The organism is Mesorhizobium sp. B2-4-3, from assembly GCF_006442815.1.
GTDB lineage: Bacteria > Pseudomonadota > Alphaproteobacteria > Rhizobiales > Rhizobiaceae > Mesorhizobium.
In genome coordinates this window covers 1-23,747 of the sequence record NZ_VFVL01000039.1, presented here as the reverse complement: position 1 = coordinate 23,747, position 23,747 = coordinate 1, and the positions used below count along the sequence as shown (strand labels likewise).

Below are 23,747 nucleotides of genomic sequence, written 5' to 3'. Positions count from 1 at the left end.
TATTTCATGCAAAAGATATATGTCAAGCCGATTTCTGGTACTCTGCCCTGGAGAAGCCTCATGCGCGAAACGGAAGCCGGCCTGATCTTCGACGCGCGCGACGTGGTCGGCGAGAGCCTGGTGTGGGATGACCGCCGCGGCAGGCTGGTCTGGGTCGATATCATCGGCCGCCGGATCTATAGGCTGGACCCGTCGACCGGAGCGCATGAGAACTGGCCGACGGACGACCTCGTCACCTCGGTCGGCCTGCGCGCCGATGGCGGCGCCGTCGTCGGATTGCGCAAGATGATTACGCTCTGGGATTTCGGCGGGCCGTTCCGGACACTCGCGACGATCGAGGCCGACCGGCCGAGCACAAGGCTGAACGAAGGCGTGGTGGCGCCGGACGGCTCGTTCTGGGTCGGCACGATGGCCAACAATATCGGACCGGACGACACTCCCTTGGCCATCGCAAGCGACGAGGGCCGGCTTTACCGGGTCGGCCCAGGCGGCGATGTGAGGCGCCTCAGCGAGGACCGCTTCGGCATCACCAACACGATGGCGTGGCTGCCGGACGGACGCTTCGTCACCGCCGACACGATGAAGAACGCGCTCTACAGCTATGAGTGGGACGAGAAGGCGGACCGGCTCGGCGAACGACTGCCCTTCTTCACCGGTTTCGAGCGCGGCCTGCCGGACGGCTCCTGTCTCGACGCCGAGGGTTACGTCTGGAACTGCCGGGTGGTGGGCGGGAGTTGCCTCGCCCGTATCGCGCCCGACGGCAGGCTGGATCGGATCGTCGAGCTGCCCTGCAGCTGGCCGACGAGCTGCGCCTTCGGCGGCGAAGGTCTCGACACGCTGTTCGTGACCTCCGCGCGTTTCACGATGACCACGGAGCATCTTGCCGCCAATCCCTCCGAAGGCGGCCTGTTCGCGCTGAGGCCCGGCGTGCGCGGCGTGCCGGCCAACCGCTTCGGATAGTCTCCCATCGGCCGGCAAGTGGCCCGATTTCCAATCTGTGAAGTTACGCGTTCCCCCACTTGCAAGAATGTCGGCGCTGGGTTGGATTGACCAAAGTCAAGCTCGAGGACGCCGTAGGCAGAGGGGGCCGCGATGGAGCCGATTGCGGCCGGATCAGCACCGGACGCGGGTGACGGCAAGGCCGAGCGCTACGATCTCGGCCTCTGCCTGTCGGGCGGCGGCTATCGCGCCATGCTGTTTCACGCGGGCGCGCTCTGCCGTCTCAATGAAGCGGGCCTGCTCCAGAAACTCGACATGGTAAGCTCGGTCTCGGGCGGCTCGATCGCCGCCGGGCTGCTGGCGGTGCTTTGGCCGCGCTTCACCTTCGCCAACGGCGTCGCCACCAATTTCGATATCTATCTCGACAGGACACTGGAGTTCTCGCAGGTCTTCCTCGACGCGCCGTCGATCTTCAAGGGCCTGTTCAACCCGTTTTCCAGCGCCGCGCGCGAAGTCGCCGCCTGCTACGAGAAATATCTATTCGCCGGATCGAGGCCGATGCTGAAGAGCCTGCCGGAAAAACCCTGGTTCGTGTTCTGCTCCAGCAATCTCGGCACCGGCTCGCTGTTTAGGCTGTCGCGGCGCTACATCGCCGATTACCGCATCGGCGTCGCCTACCAGGCCGACCTGCCGGTGGCTCTCGCGGTTGCCGCCTCCTCGGCCTTCCCGCCTTTCCTGTCGCCGCTGCGGCTCGACCTCACGCCCTTCGCGTGGAAGAACGACAAGCTCGACCCGAGCGTCGGCGCGCCGGTGCCGCCTTCCCGCGCCCTGCTCACCGATGGCGGCGTCTACGACAATCACGGCATCGAGCCGGCGCTGAAGCGCTGCCGCTGGCTGCTGGTGAGCGATGCCGGCGCGCCCTGGCAGGCTTCGAACGCCGGCTACTGGAACTGGTTCTCGCAGTTGAAACGCGTCGCCGACACCACCGACAACCAGGTGCGCTCGCTGCGGCGCCGAGATCTGGTGGCGCGCTTCCAGGCAGCCAAGGACGCCGACGATCGCGGCCTGGCCAATGACGCGACGCGCCCCGACTATGCGGCGGCGCGCGGCGTCTTCTGGTCGATCGCCAGCAAGCCGGACGCGACCGAGCCGAATTTCGTGCAGACCGCCGCCACCGCGCCTGCCGATATCGGCACCTCGCTGCATTTCCTGGGCAGCGAAGAGACCGTCGATCTCGTGAACTGGGGCTATTGCGCCGCCGACCAGGCGCTGCGCGGCTGGTACGAGCCGGCGGTGGCAGCCGGCAAGGGCGTGCCCTTGAAGCCGGGCGACGTGAAGCCCGACCGCTACGCGCGCGCGTCGAAGACGGTGATGAGCACTTTTAGGGTGTGAGCCGGCGCGCGAGCTGCGAATCCCCGAAAATATCGATTGCCGGGCGCCGCGAGGCGCGCGAAGCATTCATGTCAACCATGAGGCAGCCCATGCGAACCGCATCCTGTGCCTGCGGGCAACTGAAGATCTCCTGTGACGGCGAGCCGCGGCTGGTCGCGCTGTGCCATTGCTTCGAGTGCCAGAGGCGGACCGGCAGCACTTACGGCATTGCCGCATTCTTCGCGCGCTCGGCGGTCACGGCCGAAGGGACCGCCAGCACCTACAGGCGCCTGTCCGACGGCGGCCATGCGGTCACGTTCCATTTCTGCCCGGAGTGCGGCTCCAGCGTCTTCTGGGAGCCGGAGCGCAAGCCGGACGCGATCGCGGTGGCGGTGGGCTGCTTCGCGGATCCGGCGTTTCCGGAGCCGACGCGCATTGCATGGGAGGAGAGAAGGCATGCGTGGGTAGGCAGGGAGGCGACGACGGAACCGCCAATCTCCCCCCTTGTGGGGGAGATGTCCGGCAGGACAGAGGGGGGCGCGAAGGAATGAGACCTTTGAGCGTCGTCATTCTAGGGCGGAGCAAAGAGTTGCGCCCTTCGGCAACGGTCACGGTATGATCCTCGGTCAAGCCGGTCAATCCCAAGGATGACGAAGCGGCCGGGGCATCGAGAAACCACGTGCTGATACGCCGGCGGGACAGCGCCCCCCTCTGCCCTGCCGGGCATCTCCCCCACAAGGGGGGAGATTAGGCGCTTCGCCGCTTTCGCCAATCACCAACGCCTTGGCGCAACCCAATCCGGTTCGTGCCCCGCACTGCTTCGTGCTAACAGAGCGCTTTCAGCAAGGAATGGATCAGGACATGGCGGCTGAAAAAGTAGCTCTGGTGACGGCGGGCGGCAGCGGCATGGGGGCTGCGGCGGCCAGGCGCCTGGCGGCGGACGGCTTCAAGGTCGGCGTGCTCTCCTCCTCCGGCAAGGGCGAGGCGCTGGGCAAGGAGTTCGGCGGCTTCGGCGTCACCGGCTCCAACCAGTCGAACGAAGACCTGAAGCGCCTTGCCGACGGCGCGCTGGAACGCTGGGGCCGCATCGACGTGCTGGTCAACAGCGCCGGCCACGGACCCCGCGCGCAGATCATCGAGATCAGCGACGAGGACTGGCACAAGGGCATCGACACTTATTTCCTCAACGCCGTGCGCCCGACCCGGCTGGTGACGCCGGTGATGCAGAAGCAGAAGGGTGGCGTCATCATCAACATCTCGACCGCCTGGGCGTTCGAGCCGAGCGCGATGTTCCCGACCTCGGCCGTGGCGCGCGCCGGGCTTGCCGCCTACACCAAGATCTTCGCCGACACCTATGCCGCGGACAACATCCGCATGAACAATGTGCTGCCCGGCTGGATCGACAGCCTGCCGACGACGAACGAGCGTCGCGACAGCGTGCCGATGAAGCGCTACGGCACGTCGGAAGAGATCGCCGCGACGATCTCGTTCCTGGCCTCGGAGGGGGCCGCCTACATCACCGGCCAGAACATCCGCGTCGACGGCGGCATCACAAGGGCAGTGTGAAAGGAGCGGTGTGAAGCAAAGAGGACGCGGCCTCAGATCATCCGGGCCTGCGGGAATTGAGCACCCACAAGAAGGCTATCGACGCCACCAGGACAATCGAATTGCCGACCACGATGTTCCAGAATCGAGTCGGATCGTCCGCGAGGGCGACCCAATGCAACTTGCCGCGGACTTCGCCAGTCTTGATGCCGCAGGCAATGTTGTAGATCGCGATGGCGGCGAGCGCGGCCATCAGGACAAACAGGTCGTTGTTCTTGTTGCGATCCATGGAAGCGGATTTTAACAGCGCTTGGTGAAATTTTGCTTACCTTGGGTAAGGCGGCGGCCGTTGCACCGGCCGCCGATGCCCTCAATTTTACTGGTTGATCTCCGGCTCGACGAGCTTGGCCAGGTTGCGCAGCGATTCCTGCCAGCCGAGATAGCAGGCCTCGGCGGGGATGGCGTCCGGGATGCCGGCCTGGGTGATGTTGATCTCGGTGCCGACCAACACTTTCTTCAAGGTCACCGTCACCTCGATCTGACCCGGCAGGTTGGGATCGTCGAAGCGGTCGGTGTAGCGCAGGCGCTCGCCCGGAACCAGTTCGACGAATTCGCCGCCGAAAGAGTGGCTGTCGCCGGTGGTGAAGTTGCGGAAGGACATCTTGTAGGCGCCGCCGACCTTGCCCTCGAACTCATGCACCGTGCAGGTGAAGCCATTCGGCGGCAGCCACTTGGCCAGCGCATCGGCCTCGATGAATGCGCGGTAGACTTTTTCCGGCTTGGTCGCCAGGACGCGATGCAGGTGGATGGTGCTCGGCATATCTCGATATCCTCTCTGGTTTCGTTGATCGATGCCCCAAGGACGGGCAGGCTACGGCCGATCCGACAGAGGCTGTCAAATTTTCTGGCCCGCGGCTACCGTGCCGCCTTCCAATGGAGGCAGGGACATGAGCGCTACGATCAGGCTTGGCATCGTCGGCGGCGCGGGCTTGCTGGGTGGCGCCGTCGCAAGCGCCGCGCTTCAGGCCGGCATCGTTCGCAAGGCAGGATCGTTTTGCAGGCGCGTTCTGGACCGACGCCGCACTCAGCCCCTTGGCGTTCGAAGAGTCGATCGCGATGGGCGAGGCGTGAGCGGACCCTCCAATCATAAAGGTCTAGACTAGATCGGCCACCACCTGTGGCTCCGCTGCGACAAATGCATCCATTCGCGGCTGTCTGCACAATCTTTTGGCAGAAAATCTTGCAAAATTAAGTAAAATTAAGAATAACTCACGCCATGATTGTATTAGATACAACTTATTCTATCTTCACAAAATATCGATAAAAATACTGGCAATTTTCTCTGTACTAATTGCTTGTTTTCGGGAACCATAGTCCACGTTGCAAATTGGTTCGAATTGGTCGTTTGAACCTGCAATGAACCTCCGGGCGGGGCAGCGCGGAAGGATTGTCCGATGAGCTTCGTCGTCAACGCGGTAGGCGTTCCTCTTTATTATAGCGGGGCTTCCAATCATTGGTTTTCGGCAACGTCCGGACCGACATTCAACGGCAGCAGCGGCAACGACTCCATCTGGGCCGCCAGCGGTGTCAACGTCACCATGTATGGCGGCGCCGGCGACGACATCTATTACCTCTATTCGGCGGGGAACAAGGTTTACGAGTACTCCGGACAAGGGATCGACACGATCAACACATGGATGAGCTACACGCTGCCGACCAATGTCGAGAACCTCGTCGTCACCAACGCCCATAACTATGCCTTCGGCAATGCGCTGGACAATATCATCACCGCCACGGGGGGCGGCCAGACGCTGGACGGCGGCGCGGGCAACGATGTCCTGATCGATGGCGGCGGCGGCGCCGATACTTTCATCATCGCAAAGGGTAATGGCAGCGACTCGATCGTCAATTTTGCCTCGAACGATACCGTGCGCCTCGATGGCTACGGGTTCACGTCGTTCGCTGCCATCCACGACAGCATGATCCAGGCGGGACCCAATGTGATGCTGAACCTCGGATCGGGAGAGATCCTCGAATTCAAGAACACCACGATCGACAAATTCCAGCCTAACCAGTTCGAGCTGCCGATCGACAAGTCGGGCATGACGCTGTCCTTCAGCGACGAATTCAACACCCTCAATCTTCATAATGCCCAGGGCGGCACCTGGGACACCAATTTCTGGTGGGGCGCGCCGAACGGCAGCACGCTCACCCGCAATGGCGAGCTGCAGTGGTACATCGACGCCAATTACGGCCCGACCAGCTCGGTGCATCCGTTCAGCGTGCAGAACGGGGTCCTCACCATCACCGCAGCGCAGGCGCCGGCCGACATCAAGCCGCTGATCAACAATTACGAATACACATCCGGCATCCTGACCACGCATGACACCTTCTCGCAGACCTACGGCTATTTCGAAATGAAGGCCGACCTGCCGGAAAACGCCGGCGCCTGGCCGGCCTTCTGGCTGCTGCCGGAAGACGGCTCCTGGCCGCCAGAACTCGACGTGATGGAAATGTATGGCCAGAAGCCGAATTCGCTGCTGATGACCGCGCATACCAACGAGACCGGCCAGCACACGACGGTGGGATCGACGGTGAACGTCATGGACACCGCCGGCTTCCATACCTATGGCCTGCTGTGGACGCCGGACAAGCTGGTGTGGACCTATGACGGGATGCAGGTGGCCGAAGCGGCGACGCCGTCCGACATGAACAAGCCGATGTACATGCTCGTCGACCTCGCGGTGGGTGGCCAGGCCGGCGTGCCGCCGGACCATCTCGTCACGCCGGCCCAGATGAAGATCGACTATATCCACGCCTATACGCTGGATGAGCTGCAGCAGAGCCATTTGAACGTTACGGGCGAGCACGCAGCCTAGGCGGTCGAGGCGATGTCGAGGGAGCGCGCCCCGGATGCGATCGGACAGGCCGGCCCGCGGCCGGTGCTTTTGCGCCGGGTGTTCCTGCGCGCCATCGCCGATGTCGGCCTGTTCTCGCTGCTGATCAACCTGTTGCTGCTGGTCATCCCGCTCTATCTGCTCCAGGTCTATGACCGGGTGCTGCCCTCCTCCAGCGTCGAGACGCTCGTCTATTTGTCTGTCATCGCGGTCGCCGCGCTTGGCTTCCTCGGTTTCCTCGATGCCATCCGTGCCGTCTACACGCAGCGCGTCGCAGCTACGGTCAATGAGAGGTTGGGCGCGACGGCTTTCGCCGCGTCGCTCGGCGCCAGAAGCGCGCTGTCGCCACTCAACGACCTCGCCTCGGTCTGCGCCTTCATCCGCTCGCGCGGTGTCTCGGTGCTGTTCGACCTGCCCTTCGCGCCGATCTTCCTGGCGCTGCTCTATCTCATCCATCCGGTGCTGTTCTGGGTGACGCTCGGCGGCGCGGTGCTGCTCGTCGTGCTGGTCGCGGCCAACCAGCTTGCCATCGGCAGGAACGACGCGCTTTCGGCGGAGCGTTCGGCCCTGGCCAGCAAGGCCGAGCAGGCCTTTGCCCGCAACGCCGAGACGCTGCGCGCCATGGGCATGGTGGAAAACGCCGCGCGCGCATGGGGCCGACATGTGGCGGCGGCGCTTGCCCTGCACGACCGTTCGGCCAGCGCCAACGCCGTCTTCAGCGGCGCATCGAGAGCGCTCCGCATGATGCTGCAGCTGGCGATCCTCGGCGCCGGCGCCTGGCTGGTGCTCAAGGGCGAGATGACGGCCGGCATGATCTTCGCCTCGTCGCTGGTGTCGTCGCGCGCGCTGCAACCGCTCGACCAGTTGATCGGTTCCTGGCGGCAGATCGTCGAGGCGAGGCGCGCATGGTCCCGGCTGGGAGAAGCGCTCGCGGCGCAGCCCGCACAGGCCAGCAAGCTCATCCTGCCCGACCCGAACGGCGCGATTGCCGCGCAGGATCTTTTCTTCATCGCGCCGAATGCGACGTTCGGCGCCGAGCCCATCCTGAAGCGGCTGAGCTTCGCGATTCAGCCCGGCGAAGCGGTGGCGATCGTCGGCCCGAGCGGCGCCGGCAAGTCCACGCTGGCGCGGCTGCTTGCCGGGGCCGCCCAGCCGAGCGGCGGCACGGTCAGGATCGACGGCGCGGAGCTCAGGACCTTGGACGAAAACCAGCTTGGACGGCATATCGGCTATCTGGCGCAGGAGGTGGAGCTTTTCCCGGGCTCCATCGCCGACAACATCGCCCGTTTCGACGCGGACGCGGACGACGCGGCAATCGTCGAGGCGGCAAAACGCGCCGAGGCGCATGAGCTGATCCTTTCGCTGCGCGACGGCTATCAGACGGTGATCGCCGGGACGCTGTCGGGCGGCGAGCGGCAGCGGGTGGGGCTGGCGCGCGCCTTCTACGGCAATCCGCGCATCCTGGTTCTGGACGAGCCGAGCACGCATCTCGACGGCGCCGGAGAGACAGCACTGGAAGCGGTGCTCGCGGCGGCTCGCGCCGCGGGCGTCACCACGATCGTGATCACGCATCGCCCTGCGATCGCCGCCGCCTGCGACCGCGTGATGGTTTTGCGCGGCGGCGTCATCGAGGCGTTCGGGCCGAGCGCCGAGGTGCTGCGCCAGTCAACTGTAGACAGGGGCAAGGGCACGCAGCGGAGCACAGTGGTGACCGGATCGTTCGCGCCGACCATCCGCGCCTCGCAGACCATCCGCCATGGATCCTAGACGATGACGCAGAGCCTCACATTCGAAGGCCGCCCGCGCACCGATTTCCGGCGCACGGCCTTCGCCGGCTACGCGGCGATCGCGCTGATGGTCGGCGGCTTCGGCTATTGGGCAGCGAGCGCGCGGCTGGCCGGCGCGGTGATCACGCAAGGCACGATCGCGGCGACCGGCGGCAACATCCTGATCCAGCACCGGGAGGGCGGCATCATCAGGCAGTTGCTGGTGCATGAAGGCGACCGCGTGCGCGAAGGCCAGGAGCTCATCCTGCTCGACCGGACCGCCGCGGAGGCCGACCTCAACCGGCTGACAAGGAAGTGGATCGCGCTCAAGGCCAGCGCGGCGCGGCTGGAGGCCGAGCGCGACGGCCTCGCCACGCTGGCGCCGATCGCCGAGCCAGCGCCGGCGCCGTTCCAGCAGGAATTCGAAAACCTCATCCGCGAACAGCGGAAGGAATTCGACGCCAGGCTTGCGCGGTTCCACTCGGAACAGTCGATCCTGGCCCAGCGCGTCGCCATGCATCATGAGTCGGTGAAGGGCTTGAACGCGCAGAAGGCTGCAATCGAACAGCAGGCCGAGGTGGTAAAAAAGGAACTCGGCATCAAGACCGACCTTCTCGACAAGGGCCTCACCAACCGCACCGAATATTCGCAGCTGCTGCGCTCGGAGGCCGACCTGGTCGGCCAGGCCGGTGCGCTGGAGGCGGATCTCGCCTCGGCCAACACGCAGATCGTCGAGGCCGAGGCGCAGACCGAGCGCGCCACGACGCAGCGCGTCGAGGAGGCGCTGACCAAGCTCGACGATGTGCGCACCAATCTCGCCGACATCGAGGAGCAGATGCGCGCCGCGCAAGCGGTGCTGCAGCGCACGACGATCACCGCGCCGGCGGCGGGCATCGTCGTGTCGTCGACCTACAACTCGCAAGGCAGCGTGGCGGCGCCCGGCGAGAAGATCATGGAGATCCTGCCCACGTCATCCGGCCTTGTGGTGGATGCCAGGCTGCGGCCGAAGGACATCGACCAGGTGCATATCGGCCAACAGGCGAAGCTCAGGCTCTCGGCGCTCAACGCCCGCCTGACGCCGGAAGTCCCGGCCACGGTGAGCGATATCTCCGCCGACCGGCTGATCGACGAGGCCACCCACGAACCCTATTTCCGCGCCAGGCTGAAGATCACTGAGGCCCTGCCCGCGGGCGTGAAGAGAGAACAGCTCTATCCCGGCACCCCAGTCGACACCTTCATCAGCACCGGCGACCGGACCTTCTTCGAGTATCTGGTGCGCCCTATGATGGACTCGTTCGCAAGGGCGTTCAGGGAAAGGTAGGCGGCTTTTTGCAGGTTCGCACGCGGCTTCGCAGCGCTATGCTCAGCTTGCCGCGGTAAGCTGGATTTCAACACGTATTTCGGGCAACGCGAAGCTCGCTCCGACCGTGGCACGGGCCGGTGGCTCGGCGCCGTCGAGCCACTCGACCCAGGCCTTGTTCATCGCGTCGAAATCCTCGACATCCTTCAACCAGATCTGCGCGGACAGCAGCCGCGATCGATCCGCGCCGACGCTGGTCAGAAGCGCATCGGCCTTTCTCAGTATCTGCCTGGTCTGGCCGATCGTGTCGGCTTCCTTGTCATCGGCAGTCAGGCCCGAAAGATAGATCGTTCCGTTGTGGACGACGATCCGGCTGAGCTTCTCGTTCTTCTGGTATCTTTCAATCTTCGCCATCGTGGGCCTGCGTTTGAAGAGGGATCATGCGTGCGCGGCGGCGGCGCGTGTTGCGCTGGCCTGGAAGAAGCGCTGCGGACGGAACGTCTCCATCTCGTCATGGATCTTGCCGCGTACGACCTCGTCGGCGACCACCCTGCCCAGTTGCGGACCGATGGTGACGCCGCTGTGCGTCACGGCCATGTAGTGGCCGGCGACGTCCGGCATCGCGCCGGCGCAGGTGTAGCCGTCCTCCGGGAAGGGTCGCACGGTGGTGCGGATGGCTTCCACACCCGCGGCGCGAAGTGAAGGCAGGACTTTGCCTGCTGCCTCCAGCAGCGTCTTCGCCTCCTCGCCGGCGGGGCTCAGCGGCTGCGGCTTCTTGAGGGTCAGATCCACCGAGACCTTGTGGATCATGATACGGCCCGCACCGTCCGGCCGTATGTCCAGATCGTCGGCATGCAACTGGCTGCGCAGCGTCAACGCCACCGGCGGGGTGAAGGCGAGCACGCCGATCGTCGAGGACAGCGGGATGCCCTGGGCATCGCCGAGCCTCTGGCTGGACCAGCCGCCGGTGCAATTCACCACGGCATCGGCGGCGTGGCGCTCGCCATCCGCCGTGCGAACCGCCCGGATGCGGCCGCCTTCGGTCTCGATCTCGGTCACACGCGCATTGACCCTCACCTTGGCGCCCCAGCGCTCCTTGGCCGCCCGCAAAAGCCAGGCCGAATAAAGGACCGGATCGACCCAGCCTTCCTCCGGATAATATGAGACCGGACAATCGCCAATGGCAGCGATATCGATGTCGGGCTCCATCTCGGCGACCAACTTCTTGTCGATCCACTCGACGCCGTAGCCCCACTCCTTCATCTGCCGGAAGTTCTCGAAATAATCATCCATCGACTCCGGCACCGTGCGCCAATCGAAACTGCCGGTTTGCGTGAACCAGGGAGCGGCGCCGAAGTCGCGCTTCAGTTCGAGATGGGCACGCATGCCGGCAACGTTGAGATCGAAATAGGGCCGCGGCCGCTTGGTTGTCGCGTTCGTCCAGGCAAAGCTTACCGCCGACGTGCCTCCCGCTATCCTCTCGGCCTCCAGCACGACAACCTCTGCTCCCGCCTTGGCGCATTCATAAGCAGCAGAGCTGCCGACGATGCCGGAACCGATGACCACGACGCGCATATTGATAACCTCCGATAGTCTTCTACTCTTCCTGCCAATCAATTATTTTAATATTGGCTAGGCATTTTATTCCACTCGATGGCCGAACTACCAACATCACGAGTGTATTTCTGTCTCTGATATTGCCTATTCGATCGATACTATTTTTCTGCGCTCCAGATGATTTGCCGCGGATATCCAGCGCAACATCTGAGTTTGCTGAAAAACATTGCAACGGGCGGGCAATCACGGTCAATTGAACTGGCCGCTGCCGTTGGTGGCCAAAAGTTATGAACCGACGCGTGCCGCGATCCGACGGGCGCATTCGCCGGCGCATGATGCCGCATGGGCAGCTTCTCGCACGAAGTTATGAAAGTCGTGGGCAAGAGCTTGCGAAGGCGGTGCTAGGCTCGGCGGAGCCTGGCGCACACGCTGGCATATATGGAGGTCGGTGGAATGGAAGAGACCGCAAGGTGAATGCCGGGACCGAATTCCTGCTGATCGACAGGAACGCGATCCGCCAGGCACTGACGCTTCCCCTGGCGCTTGAAGCGACCGAGGCGGCGCTGCTCAAGACCTCGAACGGCGCGGCCCGCCAGCAGATCAGGCGCACGCTCGACCTGCCCGGGGCGGCAGGCAGTTGCCTGTCGCTGATGTATGCCGCGCTTGACGACAGGCCGCTGTTCGGGGCGAAGGTGCTGTCGGTGTTTCCCGGCAATTTCGCCCACGGGCTCGCGTCGCACCGCGGCGTCGTCTTCCTGTTCGACAAGGATCACGGGCAGCCCGTCGCCTTGATCGACGGGGGAGAATTGACGGCGTGGCGAACCGCGGCCGCCAGCACGGTCGCCACGAGGGCGCTGTCGCGCCCGGGCAGTTCCATGCTGACCGTCCTCGGCTATGGCGAGCAGGCCCGCCGGCACGTCGAGGCCATCTCGCAGGTGAGGCCGATCCGGACGGTCCATGTCTGGGGCCGCGATCCCGCCAAGGCGCGGCGCTTCGCCGAGAGCCTGTCGGCAACCGGCTTCGAAGCCGAGGCGCATGGCGACGCTGCCGAAGCCGTTCGCGGAGCCGACATCATCTGCACGACGACATCGTCCGAGCAGCCGGTGCTGTTCGGCAGATGGCTGCCGCCCGGCGTCCACGTCAACGCGGTCGGCGCGAGCGTCGCCTCATGCCGCGAGATCGACGTCGAATGCGTGCGCCGGTCGAAGATCTGGGTCGATTACCTGCCCATGGCGCTGGTGGCCGCGGGCGAGCTGGTCGAGGCGATAGAAAGCGGCGAGATCGGCCGCGACCATATTCGCGGCGAGATCGGCGACGTGCTGGCTGGCATCAAGCCGGGCCGTGCCGGCGATGCCGACATCACCCTCTACCGGTCCCTCGGCGTTCCGGCCCAGGACATCGAGCTTGCCAATCTCGTCTATGCTCGCGCCCGCGAGGCCGGGCTGGGCACTTCGATCGATTTCAGGTTGTGACGCCATGTTGAGCTGCCAGCGCGATCTCTTTTCCATACCCCGCGAGACGGCCTATCTCGACGCCGCCTACATGTCTCCGATCCCGAATGCCGCGGTCGCGGCCGGAGAGGCAGGCGTCAGGGTGAAGGCCGAACCCTGGAAGATGACCATCGCATCCTACTACGACGATGTGGAACAGGCGCGGCAGCTCGCCGCCTCGATGGTCGGCGCCGACACAGACGACATCGCCATCGTCGCCGCCACCAGCTACGGCATGGCGATCGCGGCGGCCAACGTGGCGGCTCCGGCGGGTTCGGCGATCCTTCTCATGGAGAACGAGCACACCTCACACCGATATGTCTGGTACGATCTGGCGCAGCGCTCGGGTGCACTTGTCGACATCGTTGCGCAACCGGCCGACGGCGACTGGACCGGCGCGATCGTATCGGCAATCCGCAACTCGGGCCGTCCGATCGCGGTCGTCGCCGGTACCCTCGTCCACTGGTTCGAGGGGATGGCGATCGACCTCGAGGAGGTGGCGGAAGCCGCGCGGGCGGCAGGCGCCGCGCTTGTCGTCGACGGCACCCAATGGGTTGGCGCAGTACCCTTCGACGTTCGCCGGGTGCGGCCGGATTTCCTGGTCTTTGCCACCTACAAATTCCTGCTTGGTCCCTATCGCCTGGCCTTCCTCTACGCCGATCCGCGCTGGCACGAAGAGGGCCGCACGCTGGAGCATCATTCATGGAACCGCCTGGGCGGCGACCGGTCCGACTTCTACAAGGTGACGGTGGCGGAGTTTCTGCCGGGCGCGCGGCGGTTCGACATGGGCGAACGCTCCGATTTCGCGGTCCTGCCGGTGGCAATCGCCGCCATGACACTCATCCGCGAATGGACCGTCAGCCGGGTGTTCGAGCGCCTTCGCCACCTCAACGAGTGCGTCTGGGCCGAGGCGGAAAATCGGGGGCTCCCGGTCGCGCGGCCGCGCCACCCGACGCCGCATATCTCGATCCTCGATATCGGCGATCGACTGTCACCGGATGCGGCGCAGGAATTGAAGCGCGCCAATGTCCATGTCACGCTGCGCGGCACCAAGATGCGCGTGTCGCCGCATGTCTACAATGACGAAGCCGATATCGAGCGCCTGTTCCGCAGCCTGCCGCTCCGTTAGATCTCGATGCCGGCTAAGCCGACCTCGACCTCAAGGCGCTGATTCCGGCGTCCACGCCGTTCATGAAGCTTCGCGTGGTCTGGATGAGATGCTCGGTGAAGGCGTCCGCCGCCGTCGATGCGATGACGCCCCAGGGCCGGTAGACACTGAGATTCAAATCGAGATGCGGCCGGAAGTCCCTGATCTCGATCGGCAGGTCGCGCGCCAGCCAGGCGGAAAGCCGGTCGACGACCGTCACGCCCGCCCCGGCGGCGACGAGCGCGATGCAGGCGCTAGAAAGGCTCGCCTCCACCTTCAACAGGCGCTTGACGCCGCGTTCCTCGCACAAGGCATCGAGCTGCCGTCGCATCGGATCGGCGGAACCCATCGAGATGAAGTCGAGACCGTCGAGATCGTCGGCCTGGATGACGTCGAGCTCAGCCAAACGATTCCCCGCCGGCATGACGCATACGGGCGGCGTCGCGGTCAGCGCGCGCCTGACGATGGAAGGGTTCTCGTCCGACGCGGTGACGCCGATGCCGATGTCGAGCTGGTTGCGGCTTGCCCTCTGCACCACCGTCGCGGAGCTGCGGATATCGAGCGAAATGGATACGGACGGATGCTGCTTCGAGAAGCTCGTTATGATGGACGGCAGCAGCGTGGAACCGAAGGCCGGCAGCGCGCAGATGTTCAGCCTGCCGCTGCGCAGCTCGCGGATTTCCCTGGCGGCGCGGGAGATGCCGCGCGCGGATTCGAAAACCCGCTGCACCTCGGCATAGAGCATGTGTGCTTCGGGGGTCGGGATCAGCCGCTGGCGGCTTTTCCTGAACAGCTGGAAATCCGCCTTCTCGGTGAGCTGCTGAAGCATCTTGCTGACGGCGGGCTGGGTGATGTCCAGCGCGTCGGCCGCCTTCGTGGTCGTGCCATGCAGCATCACGGAAGCGAAAATCTCGATCTCGCGGGGCGTGAACTCCACGTCTTTCGCAATCGTGTCCTTTTCGGTGAACTTCATGGCCGCTGACCACCCGTCAATCGATACGCCGCCGAAGCAAACCACGGCGAGGCCGATGTTAACGAAGCATAGCCGTCGTTCCAATAGCCACACGAATGAAGTTTATTCCTGCAGGTTATGAACTTCAGCTGTTCGCGAGACGCCTGTCAGCTTCCGGTCAACGCCTCGACCAGATCGAGCAAGGCTGCATCGCGGCCGGGAAGAGCGGCAAGCTGCACTGATACCGGGAGGTCGCCCGGCACACCCAGGGGAATGGCCAAAGCCGGCATGGCGAGCATGTTCGCCCAGCGCCGAAACCGGCCGCCCGCCATGCCCCACGACACCATTTCCCCATTCACCTGCGTGAACTCGTCCGACAGCCGCGGCGCCGATCCGGGCGCGGTCGGGACGGCCAGCGCATCCAGGCCCGCCATCCTTGCCATGAACCGCCTGCGCGCTTCCTCGCGAACCTCTACGGCTCTGTCGCAGACGTCCGCGCCGATGCCGATGCCATCCTGCAGGAAAGCGCGCACCGCGTCGCCGACCAGCTCCGGGTTCCGCTCGATCGGCTCCCGGTAGATCTGTGCGAATTCATACTGCAGGATCATCAGGCCGGCGGCGACGAACTCCTCCCTGTCGTCGAAGGCGATTTCCACCGTGCGAACCAGCGGGCGGTCGAGTAACGCGGCCAAGGCGGTCTCGACTGCGCCGTCGACAGGAGCGCCTGTCAGTTCGGGGCAGATGCCGATCGTCATGACGGTCCTCGACGCGCTTCTCTTGCCCTCCTGCGGGCTAAGCCGCGTTCCCGCCAGCGCCTCGGTCACCAGGCGAACATCCCTCGCCGAGCGCGCCAGCACGCCGACGCAGTCCAGCGAAGGCGCGATGCCCATCACGCCGCTCGTATCGATCAGGCCGTTGCTCGGCTTGAACCCAAACAGCCCCGTTGCGGCCGCCGGGGAACGGTTTGAGCCGCCAGTGTCGGTGCCAATCGCCGCCGCGCAGAAGCCGGCTGCGACCGCGGCCGCCGATCCGCTGCTGGTGCCGCCCGTCCCACGGCTTCTATCGAGCGGGTTGGCGACCTTGCCGAACCAAGGATTGTCATGACCGCCGGCGCACAGTTCGTGAAGGTTGGCCTTGCCGATGACGATCGCGCCCGCCGCCTGAAGGTTGGCGACGCAGGCCGCGGTGTCCCGGGCGACCTTGTCACGGAACAACATCGATCCTCCCGTCGTCGGCCAGTGTTTCACATCGACAACGTCCTTGACCGCGATGGGCACGCCATGCAGCGGACCGCGCCGGCGGCCCGATCGGATCTCGCGCTCTGCCTGGAGCGCGGCGTCGAGGGCTTCGGTTTCGCTCACGAAGATCATCGCCCTGACCTGCCCATTCAGATCGTGGATCCTTTCCAGGCAACCTTCCACGATCTTCACCGGCGACAGGCCGGAGGCGATCTCTTCGCCCAGCTCCTCGATGGACCCGCAAGCGCTTTTCATTTGGCAAGCCTAAATCGCACGAGATCTCGCTACCGTCATTTCCGTCGCCATGGGAAGGAGCCGACCGACGATGCCACAATCGAGATTTGGCGGACAGGGCCGAGCCCATTTCCTTCGAAACGAGGCTAGCGGGGAAAACTTATGGTTGGACCCATCGCAGCACCCCGATGACGGTTTTTGATCGCGGTCCAGGCCTGGGCCTGACTGCACCATACAAAGCTCATCACTGTCATAACTATTGGTGATGAACCCAGCCGCAGAGGGCATTAGATCGCCTTGATTTGACCTGTTAGCGTTTTCGAACATCGCCTGAGAAATCATCATCGCGAAAAGATAATCCAACAGAGACAATAAAGGGGAACCATCATGAAAAAGCTTGCAGTCATCGCATCGCTGATAGCGGCGACCCTCGGCGCCGCCAGCGCTCCCTCGGCAGCCGACGACGTCATCCGTTTCGGCGTCGCGGCCGAGCCATACGCGCCTTTCTCGGTCAAGGACGCCAGCGGCAAATGGCAGGGCTGGGAAATCGACCTGATGAATGCCGTCTGCACGCAGATGAAGGCGAAATGCGAGATCGTCGATATCGCCTGGGACGGCATCATTCCCGCGCTGTTGGCCAAGAAATTCGACGTGATCTGGAGCTCCATGTCGATCACCGACAAACGCAAGGAGGTCATCGATTTCACCGACAAGTACTACTATTCGCCCAACGTGCTTGTCGGCGCCAAGGCCGACACCCGACAATTCGACGTAGCAAAGCCGGACACTTTCAAGGGCGTTGCCGTGGCGGCGCAGAGTGCGAGCCTGCAGGCGACTTACATGCAGGACAAGTTGAACGGCATCGGCGACGTAAAGATTTATCCAACACTCGACGATGAAATCGCCGACATGACAGCCGGTCGCGTGGACCTGATGGCGGCGGCGGGAATCCAGATCCAGGACTTCCTGAAAAAGCCGGAAGGCCAGGCCTATGAAATCAAGGTCACCCTGCCGCATGAGAAGATGTTCGGCTACGGAGACGGCGGCGGCTTGCGCAAGGAAGACACGGCGCTCAGGGACCGCCTCAACGCCGCGCTCAAGGCCGTGAAGGCCAGCGGCGAGTATGACACGATAACCAAGCGCTATTTCGATTTCGACATCTACGGCGATTGATCGGCGGATAAAGGACGCGGTGCCGGCGGTCCTGTTTCGGCCGGCACCGTCTTCATTGGAACTTGCTGCATGGAGTCGATCGTGTCTTGGCTGACCTTGCTCGGCTTTGGAGACAAGGGCTGGGGCGACGAATTGCTTCGCGGCGCTTTGCTAAGCGTCGAAATTTCGATCAGCGCCTATGTCGTCGGCCTGGCGCTTGGTCTTGCGGGCGCCTTGGCCAAGCTTTCGAAGCGCCGGACAGCCGTCTTCGTCGCCGTCGCCTACACGACGATCATCCGCTCCATCCCGGACATCCTCATCATCTTTCTCGTCTACTATACCGCGACCGATGCAGTGCGTTCGGTCGTGACCTTTACCGGGCTCGCTTCCGAGTTTCAGATCAACGGCTTCGTCGCGGCGACGCTGTCGCTCGGGATCGTTCAGGGCGGCTACAGCACGGAAGTCCTTCGCGGCGCGATCGCCGCCATCCCGCGAGGCCAGGCCGAGGCTGCCTATGCGCTTGGCCTGACCCGCCGCCAGACCTTCTTCCTGGTGACCCTTCCGCAGATGATCCCGCTGGCATTGCCGGGGCTCGGCAATCTGTGGCTGGTCGTCCTGAAGGAAAGCTCGCTGGTCAGCCTCATCGGTTTCACGGAGCTGGTTCTCGCCGGCAAGATGGCTGCCGGCGCGACGCGCGACTATTTCCTGTTCTATTGCGCGATCGCATTCGTGTTCCTGGTGATGTCGAGCCTGTCGGCGACGCTCTTCCACGCCCTGGAAACATCCACCGCCAATACTGGGAGGCACAGATAGTGTGACAGAGTTCGGGCAATGCCTTGCCAGCCAGCTCTTGGCCGGCATCCAGACCACCGTCATCCTGTTCGTCGGCTGCGCCCTGGTCGGCAATCTGCTGGCCATTCCGGTAGCGCTTGCCCGCTTGTCGGCCAAGGCATGGCTTCGCTATCCGGCGGTCGCCTTCATCCTTGCCTTCCGGGGCACGCCGCTGCTTGTCCAGCTCTACCTTTGCTACTTCGGCGTCGGCCAGCTTCTCGCCGGCGTGCCTTCGATCCGCTACAGCCCATTGTGGCCCATGTTGCGGGGCGCCTATTGCTATGCGTTCCTCACCCTGTCGCTCAACACCGCTGCCTATTGCGGCGAGATATGGAGGGGCGCGATACAGTCGATACCGGACGGGCAGCACGAGGCCGGCCAGTCGCTCGGCCTGTCGAAAACGCGGATCATGATTTCCGTGCTTCTGCCCCAGGCTTTCCGGTTGGCGCTGCCGGCGATCGGCGGCCAGAACATCCTGCTCCTGAAGGGGACGGCGCTGGCCTCCACAATCACGGTCTTCGAACTCATGGGCGCGGCGAACCTCGTTCGCGCGCAGACCTTCCGCGTCTACGAGCCGTTGTTTGCCGCAGCGCTCGGATATTTCCTGCTGGCCGTATTGGTGACGACCGGCTTCGGCTTCTTCGAGCGACGGTTGGCTCGGCGGTATTGACCGGCGCCGATATGGCATCACCAGAGTCTTCGACAGCCTTGCCGGGCCGGAGATTTGCAACGTTCAGAACCTGTAGTTCAGGCCGGCCCGAACCAGGTGGAATGCGACGTCGTTCTCAAGAGGGATATCGGGGCTGACGGTCGATTTGCCGAAATCGGTGTAGAGATATTCAGACTTGAACGTCCAGTTCGCATCGAGCGCGTATTCGGCGCCTGCCCCTATCGTCCAGCCAAGCTTGGTCTTGGACGATCTGAACAGACCGTAGTCGAAGCCGGTCTGGACGTTGCCGTAGGCAAGGCCGCCGGTGCCATAGACCATAATGCGATCGACGGGCGTGTAGCCGGCGCGGACCCTGAGCGTGCCGAACCAGTCCACCTGCGTATCGATATAGGTGTTGGGCGCCGGCGCCCCCGCTATCGAGAAAGCGCCCTTGACGGTCGAGCCCTGGAAATCGGCTTCGAGGCCGTAGACCGTCTTGCCGGACTGCCAGTTGTAGCCGGCCTGGACACCCCCCACGAAGCCGCTCGCCGTGACATCGAAGCTCAGGCCATTGCTGTCGGGAACCGGGTGTTTGAACGTGCCGGAGCCGCCGCCGGCATTCACGCCGATGTAGCCGCCGGTCCAGTCGAAAGCTGAAGCAACCGGCATCGCCTCTTCCCGCGGCGCGGCGCCAGGCGTGTAGAATTTGTAGTTCAGCCCGATGCGAACGGTGTGAAACGCGATGTCGTTTCTGGCATCCGGCATGATCGTCGATCGGCCAAAATCGGTGTAGAGATATTCGGTCTTCACTGTCCAGTTCGCATCGAGCGCGTACTCGGCGCCCGCCCCTACCGTCCAGCCGGCCTTGGTTTTGGACGAGCCGGTGATGCCGTTGAAAAGGTCGGTTCTGATGTTGCCGTAGGCCAGGCCGGCGGTGCCGTAAACCAGGATGCGGTCGACAGGCGTGTAGCCGACGCGGACCCTCAGCGTGCCGAACCAGTCGACCCTGGTGTTTGCAAGGTTGAACTGCGTGTAAAAGCCCTCCACGGCCGAGCCCTGAAAATCGGCTTCCACGCCGTACACCGCCCTGCCCGACTGCCAGTTGTAGCCGGCCTGGACACCTCCCAGGAAACCGCCCGCGGTCTCGTCATAGCTCACGTTCAAGACCGGATGCTTGAACGTGCCCAGCCCGGCTCCGGCATTCACGCCTGCATAAGCCCCGGCCCAGTACCAGGAAGCGACGGGCGTTTCCCGCAGACTATCGGCCGCGTAGGCACTGCCGGTGGCAAGGACGAGCGCGGCGGTGAAAAGAAGCTGCTTCATTGGATGCTTTCGTTGCCCGGAAACCGGATGGCTGGAAGGAAGTCGCGGCTCAGAACCTGTAGTTCAACCCCATCCGCACGGTCTGGAACTTGACGGCGCCACCGGTCTGGTTCTGCAGAAAAGCACCGTTGCCGACCGGGTCCAGGTAGTAGTGAGATTTCGAACCGAGATCGGCGTAAAGATATTCGGCCTTGACGCTCCAGTTGCCGGCCAAGGCGAATTCGCCCCCGGCGCCGATCGACCAGCCTGAGCGGTTTTCCTTTTCGACATGCGTGCTCTGCCCAGCCAACCCCATGTCGGTGTTGATGAAATTGGTGTAGATGGTGGTTTTGGCCCTGACCATCGCCGGGCCGCCCGTGGCGTAGATCAGCGCCCGATCGGTCACTAGGTAACCGACGCGGGCGCGGATGGTGGCGAACCAATCGAGCTTGACATCGATCGTCTGTTCGCTCGGCGCCAAATCGAGGACCGCCGTTCCACGCGCATTCGATTTCTGCAGATCCGCCTCGATGCCAAGCACGATGCGGTCGACCTGCCAATTGGCGCCGACCTGGGCGCCGCCGGTCAGCCCGCCGCTATGTTCGCGCGCAAAATCCTCATCGCCGTACATAGGCTCGACCTGGACGAAGCTGTAGCCGGCGTTCACGCCGACATAGAAGCCCGACCAGTCATAAGTACCCGGTTTTACGAGATCGCCGGCCAAGGCGGCCGAGGTGAATGCAATGCCTGGCAAGAACGAAACCAAGCCCCAGAAAAGTCGTGTCACTGCAGGTGCCCCCTCACCGGTCGGACGGTGTTTAAAACCGCGCCAAGACCATCTTTTGGATATCATATTAGAAAGCGCTTACTACATTCCTCGGAACCGCCATGACGACCGAGGACGTCTCACGCCCGCCCCGCGCACCGGATCACCATGCATAGCGCAGCACGCCCTTGCCGGAATAGGACTGGGTGACGTCGGAGAACTCGCCCTCGAAGCTTGCCGCCGCAGACCAGCCGCTCAACCATTTCTTCTCGACCGCCGCCGTCACCAGCGCGGAATCCTTCGCCATCGCCGCACCGTTGACGACGAAGCTTGCGCCGGGCAGCGCCTGGAAGGTCGCGGTCAGGTTCCGGTCGGGGTTGAAGTCATGCGCCCATGCCAGGCGTCCGCGCAGCGTGACCTCGCCATCGGCCATGGCAAAGGATTTGTCCATGCGCAGGCCGAGCTCGGCACGGGTGTCGGTCAGGTTCCTGGCGTTGTAGGCCAGCGCGAAGGTGTCGGCGCTGCCGCCGACCGCCTGCTCGGCATAGGAAGGCATGTCGAAGGCGGTGAACTCAGCCGCCGCGTAAGGCGTGAAGCCGATGCCGCCGGTGGCAAGGCGATAGCCGCCTTCGAGGCGGCCGGACCAGGCATTGGCATCGAATTCGCCGCGCAGGTGGTCGGTGCCGGACACGGTCACGAACCGGTCCGTGGTGAAGTCCTGCCAGCCATAGGCGAGCGCGCCGGTCAGGTAGGCGGCGCCTTCATTGTGGCGGAAGAAGGCGCCGGCCTGGAACAGGTCGGAGCGGCCGCTGCCTTGGCCATCGACGCTGAAGCGAGTGCCGCCGCCGGCCAGCGCGAAGCCGGCGACCGTATCGGGCGACAGATGATAGTCGGCGCCGACGGCGAAGCCGTAGAGATTGGTCCTGGTATCGTTCGATCCGACACTTGTGTTGCCGTCGGTCAGCTGCGAGCCGCCATAGCCGGCCGCCCAGGCGCGCCAGCGCTGTTCGACAGGCTGATTGGGCGAAGCTTCATTGGACAAAGCCGCATAGGCGTCGTGCTTGGCCGGGGCATCGCCTTCCTCGGCATAGGCCAGGCCGCCCGCGGCGTGCTTGTCGCGGTCGCTGCCGACCGGAGCGCCGCGCCCGGTGACGAAGGGATCGGTGATCAGCCCCAGGAACTGGTCCATGGCATAGAATGTCGTCTGCTGCGCTCCGGTGCCGATCTCGCCGGAAAGCTGCGTCAGTCCGCTCGTGGTCAGGCCGCCGAACACCATCGGGATGCTGCCATTGGTGTCGAAGAAATTGACGATGGCGTCGGCGACGTTCTGCTGATTGCCGGAAAGCCCAGCGCCCGGCGGCGGAACGAAGTTCAGCTCCAGGTCGAGATAGGCATGGGTGTCGTCATAGCTGAGCGCGGTGTGGAAACCGGACGGCAGGTTGCCGTTGAACGTCGTGGGATCGAACGCGCCGGTGATGCTGCCGGCGGTCAGGATCGTGTACTGCTTGGAGACATAGCTGCCGGTGGCAAAAAGCGGGAAGACGGTGGCGCCGCCGAGCGAGGCGTTGCCGGTGACATTGGCGTAAGACGAAGAAGCGGGATCGACGACCACGCCATAATAGGCGCCCGACTGCATCGTAAGGCTGGAGAGGGTGATCGACGTTCCCGGCGTGCCGTCACCCGCGACGAGGATCCCCCCTGTATTGACGGCAGTGGCGCCGACAGCCCCGGTGCCGGCAAGAGTGGCGCCGTTTTCAACCGTGGTGAGCGATGACGCCGCGATGGAACCGGTCACGCCGAGCGTGCCTGTGCTTACCGTGGTCGGGCCAGTGTAGGTGTTTGTCCCTGACAGGATCAGGGTGGCGGTGCCGGCTTTCGTCACCGATCCGCTGCCGGTGATGGACTGGTCGAGGGTCGCGAATGTCGACTGATTGAAGGTGAGCGAGCCGGTGACCGAGATAGCGCCGGTGAGGCCGGACGTCGGGTTGGCGAAGGTGAGGAAATTGTCGCCGCCGGTGAAGACGATGCTGTCGGCGCGTGTCACGCCGTCACCGCTCAGCCCTCCCGAGATGGTCCCGGCATTGGTGATGGTCAAATTGCCGCCGACGAGGCCGGCGCCGCCCGCGCCGGGTGATCCACCGGTCCCGCCATTGCCTCCGGAGACAGCGCTGGCGATCGCGACCTGGATCCCGCCGAGATTGGTGAATAGCAGTCCGATGCCGCCACTGCCGCCATTGCCGCTGTTGAGGCCGGCACCGCCCGCACCGCCGTTGCCGCCGGTTACCGCCACGCCAAGCGCGGGAAAAGTGCCGGCGCCGGTGACAACCGCGCCATAGCCGCCAGCGCCACCTCCGCCGCCGCCGCTGACCCCCGCCGCGCCGTTGCCGCCATTGCCGCCGTTGCCGCCGGTCGAGGCGGTCTGGGGAAGCGCTGCACCGACAAACCCGTGTGCTCCGCCGCCGCCACCGCCGCCGGAGGCGTTGAAAAATTGACCGTTCTCGGCATTTTTGCCATCCGCCCCGGCGGTCTGTCCGCCGATGCCGCCGGCGCCGCCCACCCGGCTGCCGATCCCTCCGGTGCCGCCTGTGACGCCGGCGGCATCGGCGGACAG

General features: G+C 64.3%; 21 protein-coding genes. 12 read left to right on the top strand and 9 right to left on the bottom strand.

The genetic code is table 11. The features are described 5' to 3' along the window. Positions 1 to 60: 60 nt before the first annotated feature. The 4 genes from FJ956_RS26950 (at position 61) to FJ956_RS26935 (ending at position 3,876) form a co-directional block, all read left to right on the top strand. Positions 61 to 960, top strand: coding sequence for an SMP-30/gluconolactonase/LRE family protein (locus FJ956_RS26950; RefSeq protein ID WP_140682714.1), 900 nt, complete (start codon positions 61 to 63; stop codon positions 958 to 960). 132 nt (positions 961 to 1,092) lie between these two features. Beyond that, on the top strand, positions 1,093 to 2,331 hold the full coding sequence (locus FJ956_RS26945) for a patatin-like phospholipase family protein (RefSeq protein WP_140682711.1): 1,239 nt from the start codon (positions 1,093 to 1,095) through the stop codon (positions 2,329 to 2,331). Positions 2,332 to 2,420: 89 nt separating this feature from the next. Further along, entirely contained in the window at positions 2,421 to 2,861 is a 441-nt protein-coding gene (locus FJ956_RS26940; protein ID WP_140682708.1) for a GFA family protein, read from the top strand. A 310-nt stretch (positions 2,862 to 3,171) separates the two neighbouring features. Continuing rightward, positions 3,172 to 3,876, top strand: a complete 705-nt coding sequence (locus tag FJ956_RS26935) for an SDR family oxidoreductase (RefSeq protein WP_140682705.1) — start codon at positions 3,172 to 3,174, stop codon at positions 3,874 to 3,876. A gap of 37 nt (positions 3,877 to 3,913) precedes the next feature. On the opposite strand, the gene FJ956_RS26930 is transcribed toward FJ956_RS26935, so the two are convergent. After that, positions 3,914 to 4,144 (bottom strand): hypothetical protein, encoded by a 231-nt coding sequence (locus FJ956_RS26930; RefSeq protein WP_140541677.1) that lies wholly within the window; start codon positions 4,142 to 4,144, stop codon positions 3,914 to 3,916. A gap of 87 nt (positions 4,145 to 4,231) precedes the next feature. Further along, positions 4,232 to 4,675, bottom strand: a complete 444-nt coding sequence (locus tag FJ956_RS26925) for an SRPBCC family protein (RefSeq protein ID WP_140682702.1) — start codon at positions 4,673 to 4,675, stop codon at positions 4,232 to 4,234. A 634-nt stretch (positions 4,676 to 5,309) separates the two neighbouring features. On the opposite strand from FJ956_RS26925, the gene FJ956_RS26920 reads away from it, so the two are divergent. Genes FJ956_RS26920 through FJ956_RS26910 form a run of 3 tightly spaced genes read left to right on the top strand, consistent with a single transcriptional unit; the run spans position 5,310 to position 9,839 of the window. Then, a complete protein-coding gene (locus FJ956_RS26920; protein WP_140682699.1) occupies positions 5,310 to 6,734 on the top strand; it encodes a family 16 glycosylhydrolase in 1,425 nt (474 codons plus the stop codon). 12 nt (positions 6,735 to 6,746) lie between these two features. After that, on the top strand, positions 6,747 to 8,519 hold the full coding sequence (locus tag FJ956_RS26915; RefSeq protein WP_140682696.1) for a type I secretion system permease/ATPase: 1,773 nt from the start codon (positions 6,747 to 6,749) through the stop codon (positions 8,517 to 8,519). 3 nt (positions 8,520 to 8,522) lie between these two features. Then, positions 8,523 to 9,839 carry an HlyD family type I secretion periplasmic adaptor subunit gene (locus FJ956_RS26910; RefSeq protein ID WP_140682693.1) on the top strand — a complete coding sequence of 439 codons (1,317 nt, stop codon included), beginning with the start codon at positions 8,523 to 8,525 and terminating at the stop codon, positions 9,837 to 9,839. A gap of 42 nt (positions 9,840 to 9,881) precedes the next feature. Here the strand turns inward: FJ956_RS26910 and FJ956_RS26905 are convergent, their stop codons facing one another. Further along, complete coding sequence (locus FJ956_RS26905; protein WP_140682690.1) at positions 9,882 to 10,232, bottom strand: RidA family protein; 351 nt, start codon at positions 10,230 to 10,232, stop codon at positions 9,882 to 9,884. Positions 10,233 to 10,256: 24 nt separating this feature from the next. Continuing rightward, positions 10,257 to 11,393, bottom strand: coding sequence for an FAD-dependent oxidoreductase (locus FJ956_RS26900; RefSeq protein ID WP_140682687.1), 1,137 nt, complete (start codon positions 11,391 to 11,393; stop codon positions 10,257 to 10,259). Between the two features lie 452 nt (positions 11,394 to 11,845). Between FJ956_RS26900 and FJ956_RS26895 the strand changes: the two genes are divergently transcribed. Continuing rightward, positions 11,846 to 12,847, top strand: a complete 1,002-nt coding sequence (locus tag FJ956_RS26895) for an ornithine cyclodeaminase family protein (RefSeq protein ID WP_181170347.1) — start codon at positions 11,846 to 11,848, stop codon at positions 12,845 to 12,847. A 4-nt stretch (positions 12,848 to 12,851) separates the two neighbouring features. Beyond that, the gene (locus tag FJ956_RS26890) at positions 12,852 to 13,994 is read left to right on the top strand and encodes an aminotransferase class V-fold PLP-dependent enzyme (protein ID WP_140682681.1); all 1,143 of its coding nucleotides are present in this window, start codon (positions 12,852 to 12,854) and stop codon (positions 13,992 to 13,994) included. Positions 13,995 to 14,007: 13 nt separating this feature from the next. Here FJ956_RS26890 and FJ956_RS26885 read toward each other — a convergent pair whose 3' ends face one another. Beyond that, on the bottom strand, positions 14,008 to 14,985 hold the full coding sequence (locus FJ956_RS26885) for a LysR substrate-binding domain-containing protein (RefSeq protein WP_140682678.1): 978 nt from the start codon (positions 14,983 to 14,985) through the stop codon (positions 14,008 to 14,010). Between the two features lie 146 nt (positions 14,986 to 15,131). Then, positions 15,132 to 16,457, bottom strand: a complete 1,326-nt coding sequence (locus tag FJ956_RS26880) for an amidase (RefSeq protein WP_140682675.1) — start codon at positions 16,455 to 16,457, stop codon at positions 15,132 to 15,134. 366 nt (positions 16,458 to 16,823) lie between these two features. Between FJ956_RS26880 and FJ956_RS26875 the strand changes: the two genes are divergently transcribed. From FJ956_RS26875 to FJ956_RS26865, 3 genes are all read left to right on the top strand, one after another. Then, entirely contained in the window at positions 16,824 to 17,609 is a 786-nt protein-coding gene (locus tag FJ956_RS26875) for a transporter substrate-binding domain-containing protein (RefSeq protein ID WP_140682672.1), read from the top strand. Between the two features lie 69 nt (positions 17,610 to 17,678). Further along, entirely contained in the window at positions 17,679 to 18,401 is a 723-nt protein-coding gene (locus FJ956_RS26870; RefSeq protein WP_140682669.1) for an ABC transporter permease subunit, read from the top strand. 1 nt (position 18,402) lies between these two features. After that, the gene (locus tag FJ956_RS26865; RefSeq protein WP_140682666.1) at positions 18,403 to 19,089 is read left to right on the top strand and encodes an ABC transporter permease subunit; all 687 of its coding nucleotides are present in this window, start codon (positions 18,403 to 18,405) and stop codon (positions 19,087 to 19,089) included. Positions 19,090 to 19,152: 63 nt separating this feature from the next. On the opposite strand, the gene FJ956_RS30935 is transcribed toward FJ956_RS26865, so the two are convergent. The 3 genes from FJ956_RS30935 to FJ956_RS26845 form a co-directional block, all read right to left on the bottom strand. After that, positions 19,153 to 20,391: an outer membrane protein gene (locus FJ956_RS30935; RefSeq protein WP_246672197.1), complete on the bottom strand. Its 1,239-nt coding sequence runs from the start codon at positions 20,389 to 20,391 to the stop codon at positions 19,153 to 19,155. A 49-nt stretch (positions 20,392 to 20,440) separates the two neighbouring features. Then, positions 20,441 to 21,124, bottom strand: a complete 684-nt coding sequence (locus FJ956_RS26850) for an outer membrane protein (protein ID WP_246672196.1) — start codon at positions 21,122 to 21,124, stop codon at positions 20,441 to 20,443. Between the two features lie 175 nt (positions 21,125 to 21,299). Beyond that, positions 21,300 to 23,747, bottom strand: a 2,448-nt coding sequence (locus FJ956_RS26845) for an autotransporter domain-containing protein (RefSeq protein ID WP_140782002.1), incomplete at its 5' end; no start/stop codon positions are given.